This window comes from Nonomuraea sp. NPDC004702 (genome assembly GCF_053601695.1).
The window spans coordinates 39,647-55,623 of record NZ_JBSGCE010000036.1; the positions used below are offsets into that span (position 1 = coordinate 39,647).

The 15,977-nt window shown below is 72.4% G+C and carries 16 protein-coding genes; 7 read left to right on the forward strand and 9 right to left on the reverse strand.

Annotation, left to right across the window (positions count from 1 at the left end; translation table 11 throughout):
• Positions 1-33: 33 nt before the first annotated feature.
• Positions 34-768 carry an alanyl-tRNA editing protein gene (locus ACWEJ6_RS34830; protein WP_452429276.1) on the forward strand — a complete coding sequence of 245 codons (735 nt, stop codon included), beginning with the start codon at positions 34-36 and terminating at the stop codon, positions 766-768.
• Here ACWEJ6_RS34830 and ACWEJ6_RS34835 read toward each other — a convergent pair.
• Complete coding sequence (locus ACWEJ6_RS34835; RefSeq protein ID WP_452429278.1) at positions 765-1,682, reverse strand: TetR/AcrR family transcriptional regulator C-terminal domain-containing protein; 918 nt, start codon at positions 1,680-1,682, stop codon at positions 765-767. The genes ACWEJ6_RS34830 and ACWEJ6_RS34835 overlap by 4 nt on opposite strands.
• 111 nt (positions 1,683-1,793) lie before the next feature.
• Here ACWEJ6_RS34835 and ACWEJ6_RS34840 point away from each other — a divergent pair, with 111 nt between their 5' ends.
• Together ACWEJ6_RS34840 and ACWEJ6_RS34845 are read left to right on the forward strand one after the other, a co-directional pair.
• Positions 1,794-2,882: an FAD-dependent monooxygenase gene (locus tag ACWEJ6_RS34840; RefSeq protein WP_452429280.1), complete on the forward strand. Its 1,089-nt coding sequence runs from the start codon at positions 1,794-1,796 to the stop codon at positions 2,880-2,882.
• A gap of 27 nt (positions 2,883-2,909) precedes the next feature.
• On the forward strand, positions 2,910-4,514 hold the full coding sequence (locus tag ACWEJ6_RS34845; RefSeq protein WP_387679371.1) for a DUF2207 domain-containing protein: 1,605 nt from the start codon (positions 2,910-2,912) through the stop codon (positions 4,512-4,514).
• A gap of 30 nt (positions 4,515-4,544) precedes the next feature.
• Here the strand turns inward: ACWEJ6_RS34845 and ACWEJ6_RS34850 are convergent, their stop codons facing one another.
• A complete protein-coding gene (locus ACWEJ6_RS34850; RefSeq protein ID WP_358289333.1) occupies positions 4,545-5,453 on the reverse strand; it encodes an asparaginase in 909 nt (302 codons plus the stop codon).
• A 60-nt stretch (positions 5,454-5,513) separates the two neighbouring features.
• Here ACWEJ6_RS34850 and dtd point away from each other — a divergent pair, with 60 nt between their 5' ends.
• Positions 5,514-5,945: a D-aminoacyl-tRNA deacylase gene (gene dtd, locus ACWEJ6_RS34855; RefSeq protein ID WP_452429283.1), complete on the forward strand. Its 432-nt coding sequence runs from the start codon at positions 5,514-5,516 to the stop codon at positions 5,943-5,945.
• A gap of 5 nt (positions 5,946-5,950) precedes the next feature.
• Here dtd and ygfZ read toward each other — a convergent pair whose 3' ends face one another.
• From ygfZ to ACWEJ6_RS34875, 4 genes are all read right to left on the reverse strand, one after another.
• On the reverse strand, positions 5,951-6,889 hold the full coding sequence (ygfZ, locus tag ACWEJ6_RS34860) for a CAF17-like 4Fe-4S cluster assembly/insertion protein YgfZ (RefSeq protein WP_387679379.1): 939 nt from the start codon (positions 6,887-6,889) through the stop codon (positions 5,951-5,953).
• A 64-nt stretch (positions 6,890-6,953) separates the two neighbouring features.
• Positions 6,954-7,367, reverse strand: a complete 414-nt coding sequence (locus ACWEJ6_RS34865) for a Fur family transcriptional regulator (RefSeq protein ID WP_357967168.1) — start codon at positions 7,365-7,367, stop codon at positions 6,954-6,956.
• A gap of 313 nt (positions 7,368-7,680) precedes the next feature.
• Positions 7,681-7,977, reverse strand: coding sequence for a DUF2470 domain-containing protein (locus ACWEJ6_RS34870; protein ID WP_387679382.1), 297 nt, complete (start codon positions 7,975-7,977; stop codon positions 7,681-7,683).
• A 2-nt stretch (positions 7,978-7,979) separates the two neighbouring features.
• Complete coding sequence (locus ACWEJ6_RS34875; protein WP_352319740.1) at positions 7,980-8,468, reverse strand: FABP family protein; 489 nt, start codon at positions 8,466-8,468, stop codon at positions 7,980-7,982.
• Between the two features lie 68 nt (positions 8,469-8,536).
• Here ACWEJ6_RS34875 and ACWEJ6_RS34880 point away from each other — a divergent pair, with 68 nt between their 5' ends.
• Positions 8,537-10,030 carry a sugar-binding protein gene (locus ACWEJ6_RS34880; RefSeq protein WP_452429286.1) on the forward strand — a complete coding sequence of 498 codons (1,494 nt, stop codon included), beginning with the start codon at positions 8,537-8,539 and terminating at the stop codon, positions 10,028-10,030.
• Positions 10,031-10,039: 9 nt separating this feature from the next.
• Positions 10,040-10,402 (forward strand): DsrE family protein, encoded by a 363-nt coding sequence (locus tag ACWEJ6_RS34885; RefSeq protein ID WP_352319743.1) that lies wholly within the window; start codon positions 10,040-10,042, stop codon positions 10,400-10,402.
• Between the two features lie 4 nt (positions 10,403-10,406).
• On the opposite strand, the gene ACWEJ6_RS34890 is transcribed toward ACWEJ6_RS34885, so the two are convergent.
• Both ACWEJ6_RS34890 and ACWEJ6_RS34895 read right to left on the reverse strand, forming a co-directional pair.
• The gene (locus ACWEJ6_RS34890) at positions 10,407-11,120 is read right to left on the reverse strand and encodes a type 1 glutamine amidotransferase (RefSeq protein WP_452429289.1); all 714 of its coding nucleotides are present in this window, start codon (positions 11,118-11,120) and stop codon (positions 10,407-10,409) included.
• The gene (locus tag ACWEJ6_RS34895; protein ID WP_358289348.1) at positions 11,110-12,339 is read right to left on the reverse strand and encodes a Mur ligase family protein; all 1,230 of its coding nucleotides are present in this window, start codon (positions 12,337-12,339) and stop codon (positions 11,110-11,112) included. Before ACWEJ6_RS34895 ends, ACWEJ6_RS34890 begins: the two co-directional genes overlap by 11 nt.
• Before the next feature lie 181 nt (positions 12,340-12,520).
• Here ACWEJ6_RS34895 and ACWEJ6_RS34900 point away from each other — a divergent pair, with 181 nt between their 5' ends.
• Entirely contained in the window at positions 12,521-12,931 is a 411-nt protein-coding gene (locus ACWEJ6_RS34900; protein WP_452429291.1) for a YjdF family protein, read from the forward strand.
• Between the two features lie 18 nt (positions 12,932-12,949).
• Here the strand turns inward: ACWEJ6_RS34900 and ACWEJ6_RS34905 are convergent, their stop codons facing one another.
• Positions 12,950-15,919 carry an ATP-binding protein gene (locus tag ACWEJ6_RS34905; protein WP_358289352.1) on the reverse strand — a complete coding sequence of 990 codons (2,970 nt, stop codon included), beginning with the start codon at positions 15,917-15,919 and terminating at the stop codon, positions 12,950-12,952.
• Positions 15,920-15,977: the final 58 nt, after the last annotated feature.

Sequence of the window (15,977 nt, forward strand, 5' to 3'; positions counted from 1 at the left end):
CGCATAATCACCCCGGGGCACTAGGCTGCCGATATGACCGCCGACCTCCACGGACGCACGCAGCGGCTCGAACTGTCGGACCAGAGCCTGCGAGATTTCGAAGCCGTCGTGCTGGACGCGACGCCTGAGGGGATCGTGCTGAGCAGGTCGGCATTCTATCCAGGCGGCGGCGGCCAGCCTGCCGATCACGGAGTTCTGGTCTGGCAGGGCGTGGAGACGCGCATCGTCGGGGTGCGCAAAGGCGACGATCTCTACCTGATCCCCGCCGAAGGCGACCCGATCCCGCCCGCCGGCACGGTGGTCGAGGCAGCGGTGGCCGACGCCCGGCGTTCGGCGCTCATGCGGACGCACTCGGGCCTGCACGTGTTGTGCGGCGTGGTGTTCAGGGACTACGGCTGCCTGGTCACCGGCGGCAACATGGACGAGCTGAGCGCCCGCATGGACTTCGACCTGCCCGAGGTGCCGCCCGGCTTCAAGGAGGCCGTCGAGGACGCGTGCAACGCCGAGATCGCCGCCGACCGCCGCATCGACGTGCGCGTGCTGCCGCGGCGGGAGGCGTTCGAGATCCCCGACATCATCCGCACGGCCAGCAACCTGGTGCCCGAAGCCGTCCAGGACGTGCGCATCGTCGACATCGTGGGCCTCGACACGCAGGCCGACGGCGGCACCCACGTGGCCTCGACCAAGCAGATCGGCCGCATCAAGGTAGCCAAGATCGAGAGCAAGGGCCGCGGCTTCCGCCGGCTGCGCATCGCGATCTCCGACTAGCGCCCCTCGACCAGCCCGGCGAGCCCGTCGAGCAGCGCGTCGAGACCGAAGGCGAACAGCCGGTCGAGGTCGAGGTCGAACTCGCCGCCCAGCTCCTCGATGACGCCGGTGAAGGCGGTCAGCCGCCCCGACTCCGCCAGCGCCTGGAGCTCCCCCTCCCGGCTGGTCATCCACTCGTCGGCGGTCAGCCCGGTCGCGGCCTGGGCCTGCTGCTCCATCTCGATGTTGGCGGCCAGGCCCTGGACGAAGCTGAACAGCAGGGTGTGCACGTGCATCTTGCTGACGGGATCGAGGGGCGAGCCCTCCAGCGTGCGCATGACCCACTCGGTGTGAGCGATCAGGCTGGCCGAGGGCAGCGGCCTGGTCAGTGACGTGACCCTGGCCATCCACGGGTGGGTGCGGTAGCCCGCCCACTGCACCCGGGCGGCGGTCTCCAGCCTGGCCCGCCATCCGTCGGGCGGCGGGTCGGGCAGCGGGAACTCCCTGATCACGTGGTCGATCATGAGCATGACCAGGTCGTCCTTGCCGCCGACGTGCCGGTAGAGGGACATGGTGGCCACGCCGAGGCGGCCCGCGACGCCGCGCATGGTCAGCTCGGCGAGCCCGTCGGCGTCGGCGATCTCGACGGCCGCGGCCACGATGCGGTCGCGGGTCAGGTCGTCGCCGGACGGGACGGGGGCCCGCCGCGCCCTGCCGCCGCGGATCTCGGCCACGATCGTGCCGACGCGCGGCTCGGCGACCACCGCGCCCTCCTGGGCCAGGACCGTGAGCGCCTTGGCGGCCGTGGCGAGCGCGACCTCCCAGTCGCGGGCGAGCTGCCTGGTGGAGGGCACCCGGTCGCCGGGGCGGAGCCGGCCGTCGGCGATGCGCCGCCTGATGTCCTCGACGATGCGCGCGTAGGGCGGAGCGGTCATCACAACCCCTTCTCTGTACTAGTACAGATCGTACCAGCGAACCCTTGTGAGCTGCTGTATGTACGACGTACATTCAGTTCCGCGTACAACGTCAACAGCAAGGGGCGCGTCATGAAGGTTCTGGTCTCGGGAGCGAGCGTCGGCGGGCCCGTCCTGGCTCACTGGCTACGGCGGCGGGGCTTCGAGGTCACGCTGGTCGAGCGCGCGCCGCGCCCGCGCAAGGGCGGCCAGGCCGTCGACCTCCGCGGCGCCGCCCTGGTCGTGGCCGACCGTATGGGCATCCTGGAGCAGGTCAGGGCCGCGCGGACGACCATGCGCGGCATGTCCATGGTCGACGGCGACGGCAACGAGATCATGCGCAGCACCGAGGAGACGATCAGCGGCGGCCGGCTCGACAGCCCGGACGTCGAGATCGCCCGCGACGACCTCACCGCGATCGTCGGCGCCGTCACCGACGCCCCTTGCCGCTACGGCGACTCCATCGCCGCCCTCGTCCAGGACGACGACGGCGTGGACGTGACCTTCGACAGCGGAGTCCGGGAACGCTACGACTACGTGATCGGCGCCGACGGCCTGCACTCCAACGTCAGGCGTCTGGTGTTCGGCCCGGAGCAGCGCTTCCTGCGGCACCTCGGCATGTACGTCTCCATCTACACCGCCGACAACTTCCTCGGCCTGGACCACTGGCAGCTCTGGCACCGCGAGGGGGAGGCCGGGTTCGGCCTGTTCAGCGACCGGGAGCCGGCGGTGATGAAGGTGAACATGGGCTTCGCCGCGGGCCCGATCGACTACGACCACCGCGACGTCGAGCAGCAGAAGCGCCTGGTCCAGGAGCACTGCTCGGGGCTGCGCTGGGAGGCGCCCAAGCTGCTCGCGGCCATGTGGCAGGCCGACGACTTCTACTTCGACGCCATGGCCCAGGTGGAGATGGACCGCTGGTCGCAGGGCCGGGTCGCGCTGATCGGCGACGCCGCCCACTGCCCCTCGCCGCTGTCGGGGCAGGGCACCAGCCTGGCCCTGGTGGGGGCGTATGTTCTGGCCGAGGAGCTGGGCCAGGCCCCCGAGGGGGCGTTCGACCGGTACGAGCGGCGCATGCGGCCCTACGTCGCCCTGAACCAGGCTCTGGCCCTGGAGAACCCGGGCATGGCCGCCTCGCCCGAGAGCGTACGCCGGGCGGCCGACGCCATCACCCTGGATTGACACCCGCAACCGCTACGATGTCCCGCCATGACGGGTTTCAGACTCACATTGGCCGCCCTGGGAGCCACCGCACTGACGTTGCTGGCCACCCCCGCCTCGGCGGAGGCCGGGATCACGGACCAGGTGACGATGACGCTCGCCAAGGACGGCACTCTCCACGTGGTCGAGAAGATCACCGGGGCGTCCGGCGGCCTCAAGCGCACCCTGCTCACCAAGACCCGCTACGACGACGACAACGACCGCGTCTACCGGGTCACCAACGTCAAGGGCGGCAAGCTCGACGGCGACGTCCTGACCGTGACCGGCCAGACCGTCGAGTACGACGTCAAGGGCGCGGTGACCACCTCCGGCGGGGTCGAGGAGCTGCGCTGGTTCGCCGTCAGCGGCTGGAGCGTCCCCGTCACCAAGGCGACCGTCCAGGTCAGCGGGCCCGGCCAGGTGCAGAACCTGTCGTGCTTCGCCGGTGACCTGACCTCGGCGATCGGCTGCACCTCGGCCTCGATGGACCACACCGCCACCCGGGCCGACTTCGAGCAGGACAACCTCGCGGCGGGCCAGGCCCTGACGGTGGTCGTCGGCTACCCCAAGGGCTCCAGCTCCGGGGCGCCCATCCTGGAGCGCCGCTTCTCGCTGGCCTCGGCGTTCACCCTCGACCTGGTCACCGGCGGCGCGCTGGCCGCCCTGCTCGTGCTGCTGCTCGGCGGCGTCGGCCTGCTCTACTGGACGCGCGGCCGGGACGCCCGGGTCGCGGGCCACGAGAAGGGCGGGGTCGATCCCATCCAGAACGGGCACTTCACCCCGCCGGACGGCGTGCGTCCCGGCCAGATCGGCACGCTGGTGGACGAGCAGGCCGACGTGGTCGACGTGACCGCCACGATCGTCGACCTCGCCGTCCGCGGCTACCTGCGGATCGACGAGCAGCCCCGCCAGACCTACGACGCCCCCGACTGGCTGCTGGTCAGGCTGCCGAACGCGCCAGTCAACTCGCTGCTGACGTACGAGCGCGCTTTGTACGACGCGGTCTTCGACGGCCGCGACGCGGTGCTGCTCTCCCAGCTGTCCGGCTCGTTCGCCGGCCATCTGGGCAAGGTGCGCGACGCGCTCTACACCGACGTGGTCGAGCAGGGCTGGTTCGCCCGCCGTCCCGACACCGAGCGCACCCGGTGGACGACGATCGGCGTCGTGCTGATCGGCCTGGGCCTGCTGGCCACGGTCGGGCTGGCCTGGTTCACCACGTACGGGCTGCTGGGGCTGGCCCTGGTCATCGCGGGCGGCGCGCTGGCCGTCGGCGGCCAGTACATGCCGGCCAAGACCGCCAAGGGCTCGGCCGCGCTCGCGCACACGATGGGCTTCCGCGAGTACCTGTTCTCCGGCGACCTCGGCGAGGTGCCCGAGCAGCACCGGGTGGAGCTGTTCTCGCGCTACCTGCCGTACGCGGTGATCTTCGACGGGGTCGAGCACTGGTCGCGGGTGGTGGCCTCGGTGACCGGCAACGGCCACCAGGCCGACAACCTCTACTGGTACCACGGGCCGGCGGAGTGGGACCTGTCCAAGTTCGCCGGGTCGATGCGCACGTTCACCACGACGACCTCGGGGGCCATCTCCGCCAGCCGCCAGTTCCGCACCCTGTAGACACTCCGCGCGGCGGCGGCTCTCGCCCCTCTAGCGGATCCGCAGCTCGCCGACCGGCCGGCCGCCGCCCAGCAGCGCCGGCCTGGCCAGCTCGGCCAGCTCGGGCGCGTCCAGGCCGAGCGAGCGCAGGGCCGCCACGGTGACGGGCACGCGGGCCCGCGACGAGCCGTCCTCGATCTTGATCGTGCCGGCTCGGCCGTCCTCGAACGCGAACGCGTCGAACGCCTCCGCGCCCGCCTTCAGCATCAGCCCGGGGATCGCCCGCATGAGCTTGGCCTCGGGCCGGTCGGTGCCGGAGGTCCACTCGGGGTGGGCGCGCATGGCGTCGAAGATGCGCCGCTCGAACGAGCCCTCCGCGGCCAGCGGAAAGGCCCGGAACGCCTTGGTCACGCCGAGCATCGAGACGAAGAACAGCGGCGCGCCGCAGCCGTCCACGCCGGAGGCGGCCACCCGCTCGCCGGTCAGGTCCTCGACCGTCGCGCGGATCGCGCGCTGGAGCGGGTGCGCGGGCTCCAGATAGGTGGTGAGCGGCCAGTCGTTGAGCACGCAGGTGGCCAGCATGGCGGCGTGCTTGCCGGAGCAGTTCATGTAGACCCGGCCGAACTCGGTCGAGGTGCGCTCGAACGGGTGGTCCTCCGGACACAGCAGGGCGGACTCATCCAGGCCCGCTCCGGCCAGGATGTTCCGCACGCCGTCCACGTGGAACGCCTCACCGGAGTGCGAGGCGCAGGCCAGCGCCAGCAGCTCACCCTCCAACTGGAGGCCGTTGCGCATCATGCCGAGCGCCTGCAGCGGCTTCATCGACGATCGCGGCGAGGCCGGCACGTGCACCGCTCCCCGCGTCTCCACCGGGACGCCCTGCGCGTCCACGGTGAGCATGCGGGCCAGATGGGTGGACTCCACGAACCCCGACCGGACAACCTCGACAACAAGCGACATTACGCGCCCCCTTTCGGCACGAGTCTACGAACAGTTCTTTCTGCGCCAGAATGGGATGCCATGCGAGCAGTCGTACAACGAGTGAGCTCGGCCTCCGTCGAGGTCGAGGGGCAGACGGTCGGCGCCATCGACGAGCCGGGGCTGCTCGTCCTGGTCGGCGTGACGCACACCGACACCCGCGCCGAGGCCGCCAAGCTCGCCGCCAAGCTGTGGGGCCTGCGCGTGCTGCACGGCGAGAAGTCGTGCTCCGACGTCTCCGCCCCGCTCCTGGTGATCAGCCAGTTCACCCTCTACGGCGACGCGCGCAAGGGCCGGCGCCCCACCTGGCAGGCCGCGGCCCCGGGGCCGGTCGCCGAGCCGCTGGTGGAGGCCGTGATCGAGGAGCTGAGGACGCTCGGCGCCCACGTGGAGACCGGCCGCTTCGGCGCCGACATGAAGGTCTCGCTGGTCAACGACGGGCCGATCACGCTCGTCCTCGACATCGACGCCTAGCGGGGTCAGCGGATCCGGCGGCGCAGCGAGGGGTCGATGCTGACGTTGCGACCGGCGTCCGGCGGCACGACGACCTCCTGGGCGGCGGCCACGCCACCGGCCAGCAGCGGCGCGTCGACCGGGACCGTGCGCTTGACCACGGCCAGCGCGATCGGGCCCAGCTCGTGGTGGCGGGCGGCCGAGCCCACGACGCCGATCTCCTGGCTCTCGAAGATCACCGGGTCGCCGTGCGCGGGCAGGGTGTCGACGCTGCCGTCGAGGTGCAGGAACACCAGGCGGCGCGGCGGGTGGCCCAGGTTGTGGACGCGCGCGACCGTCTCCTGGCCGCGGTAGCAGCCCTTGCTCAGGTGCACGGCCGAGCCGATCCAGCCCACCTCGTGGGGGATCGTCTTGTGGTCGGTCTCGAAGCCGAGCCGCGGCCGGTGAGCCTCGATGCGCAGCGCCTCGTACGCCCACAGCCCCGCCAGGGGCCGGCCCAGATGATCGGCCAGCTCAGCCCGCGGCACCAGGAAGTCTTCGGTGGCCGTGGAGAGCACCGCCAGGTCGTCGGCCCGCGACACCTCCACGCGCAGCATGAACCGCATGCGGTCGAGATAGTCGACCAGGCTCTGCGCCGTGCCGGGCTCGACGTGCGCCAGCACGCTCTCGCCGTCGTCGACCAGCGTGAGGTGGTGCAGGACGCGGCCCTGGAGGTCGAGGTCGAGCGTCTGGGTCCACTGGCCGGGCGTCAGCGTGTCGAGCTTCTGCGAGGTCAGGTCGTTGAGCCATTTCAGCCGGTCGACGCCGGAGACGCGGATCACCTCGCGGTTGCTGCGGTCGACGACCGCCTCACCCTTGGCCAGCGCGCGCTGCTCGGCGAACAGGTCGCCATAGTGCGCGGCTACGTCGGCGTCCGGCCCGTCGGCCGCGACGGCGCCGGGGAGATCGAGCAGAGGGCTACGCATGCATCCAAGGCTATCCGCCCCAGCGACGACGCCCGACGCCGGTGCCCGACGCCGGCGCCGCGGGTCAGCGGCAGTTGCGGCAGCGGCCGAACACCGTGAGGTGATGGACGTCGGCCGCGAACCCCAGCTCCTCGTCGAGCCCCTTCACCAGCCCCTCGGCCAGCTCCGGACGCACCTCGAAGACCTCGTCGCAACCCCGGCACACCAGGTGGACGTGGTCGGCCTCGGCCGCCAGGTGGTAGGTCGGCGCGCCGTGACCGAGGTGGGTGTGGGTGACCATGCCGAGCTCTTCGAGCAGTTCGAGCGTGCGGTAGACGGTGGAGATGTTGACCCCGCGCGCCGTCTCGCGCACCTTGGTGCAGATCTCCTCGGGCGTCGCGTGCTCCAGATCCTTGACCGCTTCGAGCACGAGCTGCCGCTGCGGGGTGACCCGGTAGCCCTTGGCGCGGAGTTCCTCGTGCCACTGCGTCTCGGTCATGCCCCCGAGTGTAAAGCGCACGATCGCCTGTTCGCGGCCGTCCGATAATTACTTGCCCCCGGCGCTCGCGACCGCATAGCTTCGTGAGTACGCGGAAAGGAGGTGGTCCGAATAATGGATAGTCATAGTCGGGCTAGCGAGGTGGTTGTCCGCTAGCGCTGCGGACTGTTGTCTCGTGTCGCAAGCGAATCCGAGGCAACCACCGGGGCCCCTGGCAGCCGGAGGGCGGGATGACGCATCCCGGCCATTGGTCCATCCGGCCCGTCTGCTCGGCAGGCGGAGTGTTGCCCGGGGCCCTTCTTTGTTTTCTCCCTCAGTGTTCCCCGTGGGGTTCGATCCCCAGTTCGGCGCAGGCCGCCCGGTAGAGGCGCACGACCGCCTTGCGCACCTGGGCGCGCTCGGTCAGCGTCTCGCCCCACGGCACGCGCACCCGCTCGCCGCCGTCGACCGTGAACTCCATGGCCTCGGCGTCGACGTCGCTGGTCACCGCCGAGGCGGCCTGCGGCCGGCCGCCGAGCCCCCGCACGATGACCAGGGCGTCGCCGGTGTGGTCGTCGTTCATGTGCCGCTTGATCGCCTCGACGGCGTCGGGGGTGAAGGGCGAGGTCATGCTCAGGACACCTTCTTCAGCTCGGCCGACATGTGGTCGGTGAGCGGGTGGCCGACGGCGGCCATCTCGTAGGCCCACATCAGGTTGCCGTTGACCAGGCCGTAGAGGCGGTGGCCCGCGGTGTACTCCTTGGCCGTGGAGGTGCGGGCCACGACGTCGGTGCGCAGCTCGATCTTGTGGAAGACCACCTCGCCGATGTAGATCTCGACGATGCCGGTCGGGTGCGCGAGCACCACCTCGATCTGCCGGTCGGGCTGCGGACGCCAGTAGCCGGACTCGGTGGCCAGCGGCCTGACCCGGTTGCCGTCGTTGTCGAGCAGCCAGGTGCGGCTGACGTAGGTCAGGAACGGCTTGCCGTTGTGGCCGAACTCGATCTCCTGGCCGAAGTTGAAGCTCTCGATCGTCGGATAGCCGCCCACGCCGGCGCCCTCCCAGCGGCCGAGCAGGAACGCGATCTGCTCCAGAGCGGGGTGCACCTCAGGTTCTTCCATGCTCACCAAGCCTAGCGCCGGTGGCTAACCTTCTGGATCGGGGAGACGTTTCGCCGGGGGGAGCCGCGATGCTGGATGCCTGGGCCGTGCCGCCGCACGTCGACGTGCTGTTCGTGGGCGCCCATCCGGACGACGAGTACCAGTCGTTGTCCACGTTCGGGCAGTGGCGCGAACGCCTGGGGCTGACCACCGGGGTCGTGACGGTCACCCGCGGCGAGGGCGGCGGCAACGCCGCCGGGCCGGAGAAGGGCGCGGCGCTCGGCCGGATCAGGGAGGCCGAGGAGCGCGAGGCGGTCGCGCACGCGGGCATCCGCGACGTCTTCTACCTGGACAGACCGGACTTCTGGTACACACTGTCGGCGCCCCTGACCGCCCGCGCGTGGGGGCCCGGCACCCTCCGGCGGCTGGTCGAGACGATCAGGGCGACCAGGCCCTCGACCGTGGTCACGATGGACCCGCGGCCCTTCAACCAGCACGGCGGGCACCAGCTCGCCGCCCGGCTGGCCGTCGAGGCGTTCCGGCTGGCCGCCGACCCCGCCGCGTTCCCGGGGACGGGCGCGCCCTGGCGGGCCACCCGGCTGCTGACCCAGAACTGGGGGCTGCGCGGCCCCGTGGGCCCCGGCTGCGCGACGGCCGGCCTGCGCGACCCGGCCACCGGGCTGCCGCAGCTCGGCGTCTGGGCGGGCGCCTGGTCGCCGCGCCACCGGGCCACGTGGGCCCAGCGGGAGCGCGACGCCGAGCGCGTGTACCGCACGCAGGGGTTCGCCGCGCGGCCGGCGAAGGTGGCCGGGCCGTTCGGGTGCGACTGGTTCTCGGTCGTCTTCGACGGCGGGCGGCCGGTGCCGGCTCCCGTCGTCGAGCAGGCGGGCCTGCGTCCTCTGTACGCCGAGTTCCGCGACTGGGCGCGCGCGACCGGCCTGCCCTGGCTGGCCAACCGGGCGCAGCCCGACTACCCCGAGCCACCGGCCACCACGCTCCCGGTCGCCGGGCGCGCCCCCGTGCTCGACGGCGTCGCCTCCCCCGGCGAGTACACGGGCCCGGCCCTGCACCTCGCCCACTGGGAGGGCGAGCGCTGCCCGGCGGCCGACTGCGCCGCGACCGCCCGGCTGACCCGCCACGGCGCCGACCTCTACGTCCAGGTCGAGGTCACCGACGAGGCACGCGGCGCGGCCCTCGACGCGTGCGAGCGCCACTGGCGCACCGACGCGGTCGAGATCGCCCTCGACCCGCGCGGCGACTCCGACGACACCTCGACCACGTTCAAGCTGGGCGTCCTGCCCTACACCGCCGAGGGCGGCCCGTGCGCGGCCCGCGACGCCGACGCCCGCCAGGGCCCCGCCCCGCGGGTGGGCGTGGCGTCCGCGGTTCACGACGGCGGGTACGGCGTCGAGGTGCGCATCCCGTTCGCGCTGCTGCCCGCCCCGCCCACCGCGCTGAGAGCGAACGTGCTCGTCTACGACTCCGACACCGGGGACAGGACCGGGCAGACGCGCCTGGCCTGGTCGCCGTTCGGCAGCGCCCAGGCCGATCCGTACGTGTGGGGCCGCGTCGGTCGGGGTTAGGGTGACGCCATGGCACGATCTTTGGTGATCAAGGTGACCGCGGGGGCGGACGCCCCTGAGCGGTGCAACCAGGCATTCACGGTGGCGGCGGCCGCGCTCGCGAGCGGCGTGCCGGTCTCCCTCTGGCTGACCGGCGAGTCGTCGTGGTTCGCCCTGCCGGGGCGGGCCAAGGAGTTCTCCCTGCCCCACGCGGCGCCGCTGGCGGACCTGCTGGAGGCCGTCCTGGCGGCCGGCCGGGTGACCCTGTGCACGCAGTGCGCCGCCCGCCGCGACATCACGGTCGACGACGTGATCGAGGGCGTGCGCATCGCCGGCGCGCCCGCGTTCGTGGAGGAGGCGGTCAGCGAGGGCGCCCAGGCCCTGGTCTACTAGGCCGTCAGCCGGACAGGACGGTGTTCAGCCGCTCCTGGCGCAGGGCCTCGTAGCGGGAGTCGTCGAGCGGCGTCAGGTCGCCCACGCGCCACGACAGCAGCAGGTCGGCCAGGGCCGGGTTGCGCGCCAGGGCCGGGCCGTGCAGGTACGTGCCCACCACGTGGCCCGCGTAGCAGCCCTCGAAGCCGTCGCCGTTGCCGACCCCGGCGACCGTCTTCGACAACGGCCGCACGCCCGGGCCGAGGTGCGTGACGCCCATGTGGTTCTCGAAGCCGGTCAGCGTGGGCAGGTTGAGTGCGGCGTCGACCTCGGCGACCAGCTCGCCCACGGCCCGGGCGGGGCCGCGCGAGCTGGCGATGTCGAGCAGGCCGATGCCGTCGACCGGCTGGCCCTCCTCGCCGCCGAACGTGCTGCCCATGATCTGGTAGCCGGCGCACACGGCCAGCATCGCCGCGCCCCGGGCGATGGCCCGCTGGAGGCCGCCGTCGCGGCGCAGGCGCTGGGCGGCCAGGATCTGCGGACGATCCTCGCCGCCGCCGATCAGGTAGATGTCGCCGGTCTCCGGCACGGGGTCGGCCGAGCGGACGTAGACGGTCTCGACCTCGATGCCCCGGCGCTGCGCACGCTGCTCCAGGACGAGCACGTTGCCCTGGTCGCCGTAGGTGCTCAGCAGGTCGGGGTAGATCCAGACGATGCTGAGGGCGCTGTCAGACGGCACGTCCGAACTCCGATCGGATCTGCTGGAAGGCGGTGTAGTTGGCGATCACGTCGACCCGGCCGGGCGGCTGCATGGCCAGCGCCTCGGAGAACGAGCTGCACAACGTGAACGGCACGTCGGCCACGTCGAGCCGGAGCGCCAGGTCGAGCCGCCGCTCACCGGTGACGAAGACCGGACGGCCACGCAGGATGCGGTAGTCGACGTCCCACAACCACGAGGTGTCGCGGCCGTCGGGGCCCTGCGCGTTGACCGAGAGGATGATCGGCAGTTGCGGGTCGGCGACGTCGAAGGCCTCCAGCCAGCCCGCCGGGTTCTTGGCCAGCAGCAGCCGCGCGTGGCGGCCCTCGCGCTCGACCGTGGTGTAGCGGCCGGCCACCGAGGTGACCTCGCGCAGCCGCGGCAGCGCCCGGTCGACGGGCAGCCCGAACGCCTCGGCCACGGCCAGCGCCATCACCGCGTTGGAGCGGTTGGCCAGGCCGGGGAGCTGGATGTCGAGCATCCAGCGCTGCCCGCGCGGGTCGATGGCGACGTCGTCGTCGAGCACCCACTGCGGCTCTGGACGGTGGAAGGTGCACTCACGGCAGGACCAGTCGGCGTCTTTGCGGTCGAGGGGGCCGCCGCACTCGGGGCAGCACCAGGAGTCCTCCTTCCAGCGCTGGCCGCCGGCGACCCAGGTGACCTTGGCGGCGGTGGAGGCCCCCCAGGTGACGAGGGGGTCGTCGCAGTTGGCGATGACGTGGGTGGGCCTGCCCGACAGCGCCCTGCGCCACTTCTGCGCGAGCAGCCAGATCTCGGCCGCGCGGTCCATCTGGTCGCGGCTGAGGTTCATCAGGCAGACGACGCCGGCGCCGGTGGTGTCGAGCACCTCCGGCAGGTACTTCTCGTCGACCTCCAGCACGCCGTAGGGGGCGCCCTTGTGCTGGGAGAGCGCCGAGACGTGCCCGGCCGGCATGTTGGCGCCGAAGGCGTTGGTGGCGACCTCGCCCATCTCCAGCAGCGCGGAGGTGATCAACCTGGTCGTGGTGGTCTTGCCGTTGGTGGCGCTGACCAGGGCCAGCTTGCGGTCGCGGGCCAGCTTGCGCAGGAGGTCGGGTTCGAGCATCAGGCCCACCCTGCCGCCGATCACCGAGCCGTCACCGCGCCCGGTCATCCGCGAGAGCGTGGCAGCGCTGCGTCCCAGGGCGCTGGCGAGCTGAGCCCGCAGAGGAAGCTGGGTCATGCACATGGATCCTAGTCGCCGTTGAGTCCTACTCTGGAGTCGCACACGAAAACGCGGCCCGGTTGGTAGCCCGGGCGAAGCATCACGTATCCGCCCTTCCAGGGATGTCCGGTGTGCCGGAGGCGGCCTGTCCAGGTCGCTTTCCCGGCATGTCTGGTGAAGGGCGGAGAAGATGGTCACGTTGTCGGTCTATTTGGACGGCCCGTTCTGGGTCGGGGTGCTGGAGGTCGCCGAGGGCGGGCGGCTGCGGGCGACCCGGTTCACCCTCGGGTCAGAGCCCACCGATCCCGAGCTGCACGCGTTCCTGATGCGCCATGGCGTTTCGCTGCTGGAGCAGGCCCATGCCGCGCCCGCCGTGGCCGGCGGGGAGCGGGCGCGGCGGGTCAACCCCAAGCGGGCGGCCAAGCTGGCGGCGCGGGCCGCCGCCCAGGTGTCCGTACGGAGCACGGCCGCGCAGGAGGCGATGCGGCTGGAGCTGGAGAGCCGCAAGCAGCAGGCCGCGCAGGGACGGCGGGAACGGCGGCGCGAGCTGGCCGAGCACAAGCGCGAGGTGGCCCGCCGCAAGCGCCTCGAACGCCGCCGCGACCGCTGACCCGTCCCCGGACGGGCGTCAGGCCGAGGGGGCGTCGACGAAGGCGATCTCCGGGGCGCCCCCGTGGTCGAACGGCAGGACGAACCGCTGCGGCCACGACAGCACCCCCTCCAGCCAGCCCGCGCCCATCGTCTGGCCGACGTGCCTGATCCTGGCCGACGCCTCGATGCCGATCGCCACGTTCGTGATGTCGCGCTGCACGCTCTCGTTCTCGTCGTCGCCCAGGATGACCCGCCAGGCCAGGGCCCGGTTGTGGTCCACCTCCATGGACAGCGGGTGGTGGCGCAGGGCCTTGGCGCGGTGGCCGAGCAGCTCGGCGTGCACCAGGTCGGCCGTGCCGTTGCCGTTGGACTGGCGGAACAGGGCGTACTCCATGGGCGGGGCCGGGCTGCGCAGGTTGGGGGCGGGCTGGCCGTACGGGAAGAGCCGGTCGACCTCGTGCAGCCAGCGCACCTGCGGGATCACCCACGACGCGCCCGGACGGTCGCCGCCCGGCTCGGCCCCCGACAGCAGCCGCGCGGCGACCTCGGCGGCCTTCTCGGTGAGCAGCGCCGGGTCGAACCAGCTCCGCAACGACCAGGCCCGCCGCTGGACGGCGCGTTCGACCAGCGTGGCGAGCAGGCACTCGCGGCGGCGGGCGGGCAGCTCGCCCCAGGCGGCCGACAGGGCGCGCGGCACGCCGGGCAGCGGCCGGTTGCTGACGAAGGCGAGCACGACCGTGTCGCACCAGATGCGCAGCCACGCCCAGTCGGGCCCGTCGGCGAGCACGTCGGCCTCTCTGAGCTCCACCAGGGTGCACGCCTGGCCGGTGCGGCACTGCGCCCCGCACGCGGCCGACCTGCGCCCGCGGATGGGCGGCTGGGGGCCCGGCAGCGGCTTCTCCCGCGACTCGCCCAGCGGGACGCGCACCCGCAGCGGCCGGTCCATGCCGTCGGCGAAGACCGCGGCCGAGCCCGGCTGGAGCGAGACGACGTGCCTGGACTGCTCGTCGCTGAGGTTCATGGCCGCGCCGACGAGCTTCCTGTCGTCCTCGGCGGGCAGCCGGTGGACGACCTTCAGCGCGGTGTTCTTCACGACGTCGGAGACGAGCTTGGTCGGGATCTGCTCGGCCACCACGATGCCCTCGCCGTACGCCCTGATCTCGGCGAGCAGGCCGGCCAGCAGCTCCACGGCGTGCGTGGAGGCCCGGCCGTGGCCGCGGTCGCGCAGCAGCCGGTGGGCCTCCTCGATCACGATGACGTGCCGCAGCCCGGCCGACTTCTCCTTCCTGGCCCGCATGCGCAGGTGCTCGACGATCCGGATGATCAGCGTGCCCATGAGGAACGCCTTGTCCTCGTCGTTGGCGACGTCCTCGATGGCCAGGACGACGTTGCGCTCCAGCAGGCCGCCGATGTCGGCCGGGTGGCCGCCCTCGAAGAAGCGCCCGGCCGAGCCGACCCGCAACGACCGCAGCCTGAGCGAGATGAAGCCCTCGACGTCGGCCTGGACCTCGCGGCCGTAGCCGATCTCCTTGATGACGTCCATGGCGTGCTGCTGGAGCTGTTCGAGCGTCGGCACGCTGGGCGGGACGTTCGAGCCGGGCACGGCGCCGCCGGTCACGACGTCCCAGCCGGTGGCCTCGTAGACCCGTTGCAGGGACAGGGACATGATCTGCGGGAACGGCTCCTCGGCGTCGAAGGCGGCCATGAACAGCGCCCTGATCATGTCGATGTGCGCCTGGACGGGGTAGCCGGGCTCGGGTTCGAGCGGGTTGACGCTGAGCGGCACGCCCTCGGGGGCCGACGGGTTGATCACCGTCACCGGGTCGGCGATGCGGCCGGCCATGGCCGCGTACTCGGACTTGGCCGGCTCGATGGCCAGCCACGGGATGCGCGCCTCGCTGAGCTGCTCCAGCAGGTGCCGGACGGTCTGGGACTTGCCCGAGCCGGTCGCGCCGGTGACGAACGCGTGCCTGTTGAGCGTGGCCAGGGGCACCCGGAAGCTGCCCACGCCTCTGTCCTGGCCGTCGAGGATCTCGCCCAGCTCCAGCTCGCCGCCGTCGGCCTCGGACGTCACGTCGAAGAAGCCGGAGTCGAGCACGCGCACGCCGGGCACCTCGCGCCTGGGCAGCCCGGCCAGCGCGGCCAGCGCACCGGCGGTGGCCGCGAAGGGCGCGGCGGCGCCGTCGGCCGGGTCCTGCATGGTGATGGCCAGGGCCTCCGACAGCGCGTAGACCGCGCCGTGCGCGCTGCGCAGCCGGTACGGGTGGTGGCTCATCTCGACCGACCCGACGAGCACGGGCGCGATCTGCCGCAGCTCCTCGGCGGTGGCCCCGCCGGCCAGCACGCGCACGTTCCACAGGCCGGCCTCGCGGAAGGCGTCGAGCTCCTGCATGCGGCGCTCGGCCCGTTCGGCGTCGAACCGGGAACGCTCGGAGGCGTCGCCGTACTGCCGCAGGACGTTGAGCTGGGTGCGCAGGTGCGCCACCTCGGCGTCGAGCAGGTCGGTCGGCTCGGCCACCACCAGCCAGGCGAACGGCCGCGACATGAGCGTGACCAGCGTCGACTCGAACAACGTGGGCCGCTTCAGCTCGTCGGGGTCGGACCCGGCGAACTCGCGTCCCCGCCCGCCCAGTGGCGGGGCCTGGCGGCCGGGGCACGGCGTCCAGACCAGGTCGGCGAGGTCGGCCAGGTACTCCTCGTCCAGCTCGACGCCCCGCGCGCCGCCCGGGAACAGCAGCGGCTGGGGCCCGGTCGGCAGACCGGGCACGTCGGTCGCCCTGCGCGGCTGACGCGGCGGCGAGAGCGGGCCGGCATTGGTGATCAGTTCGAGCGGCGCCCCGGAACCCCGCGACAGCCACCCGATGACGAACGGCCGGTCACGCTGCGCCGCCGACAACACGGCGGGCAGCACGGTGACGAAATCCCATTCCGCCGACGAGCTTCGCGAGGGTGCGGCGATCGACTGGATCCGATACCAGGGCCCGCTCAGCGAGACACTCGGCTGCATCTTCAATTCCCCCACAGTCGGTTCTCAGTAAAATCCCGCTGATCGTCAGCTCCTCACC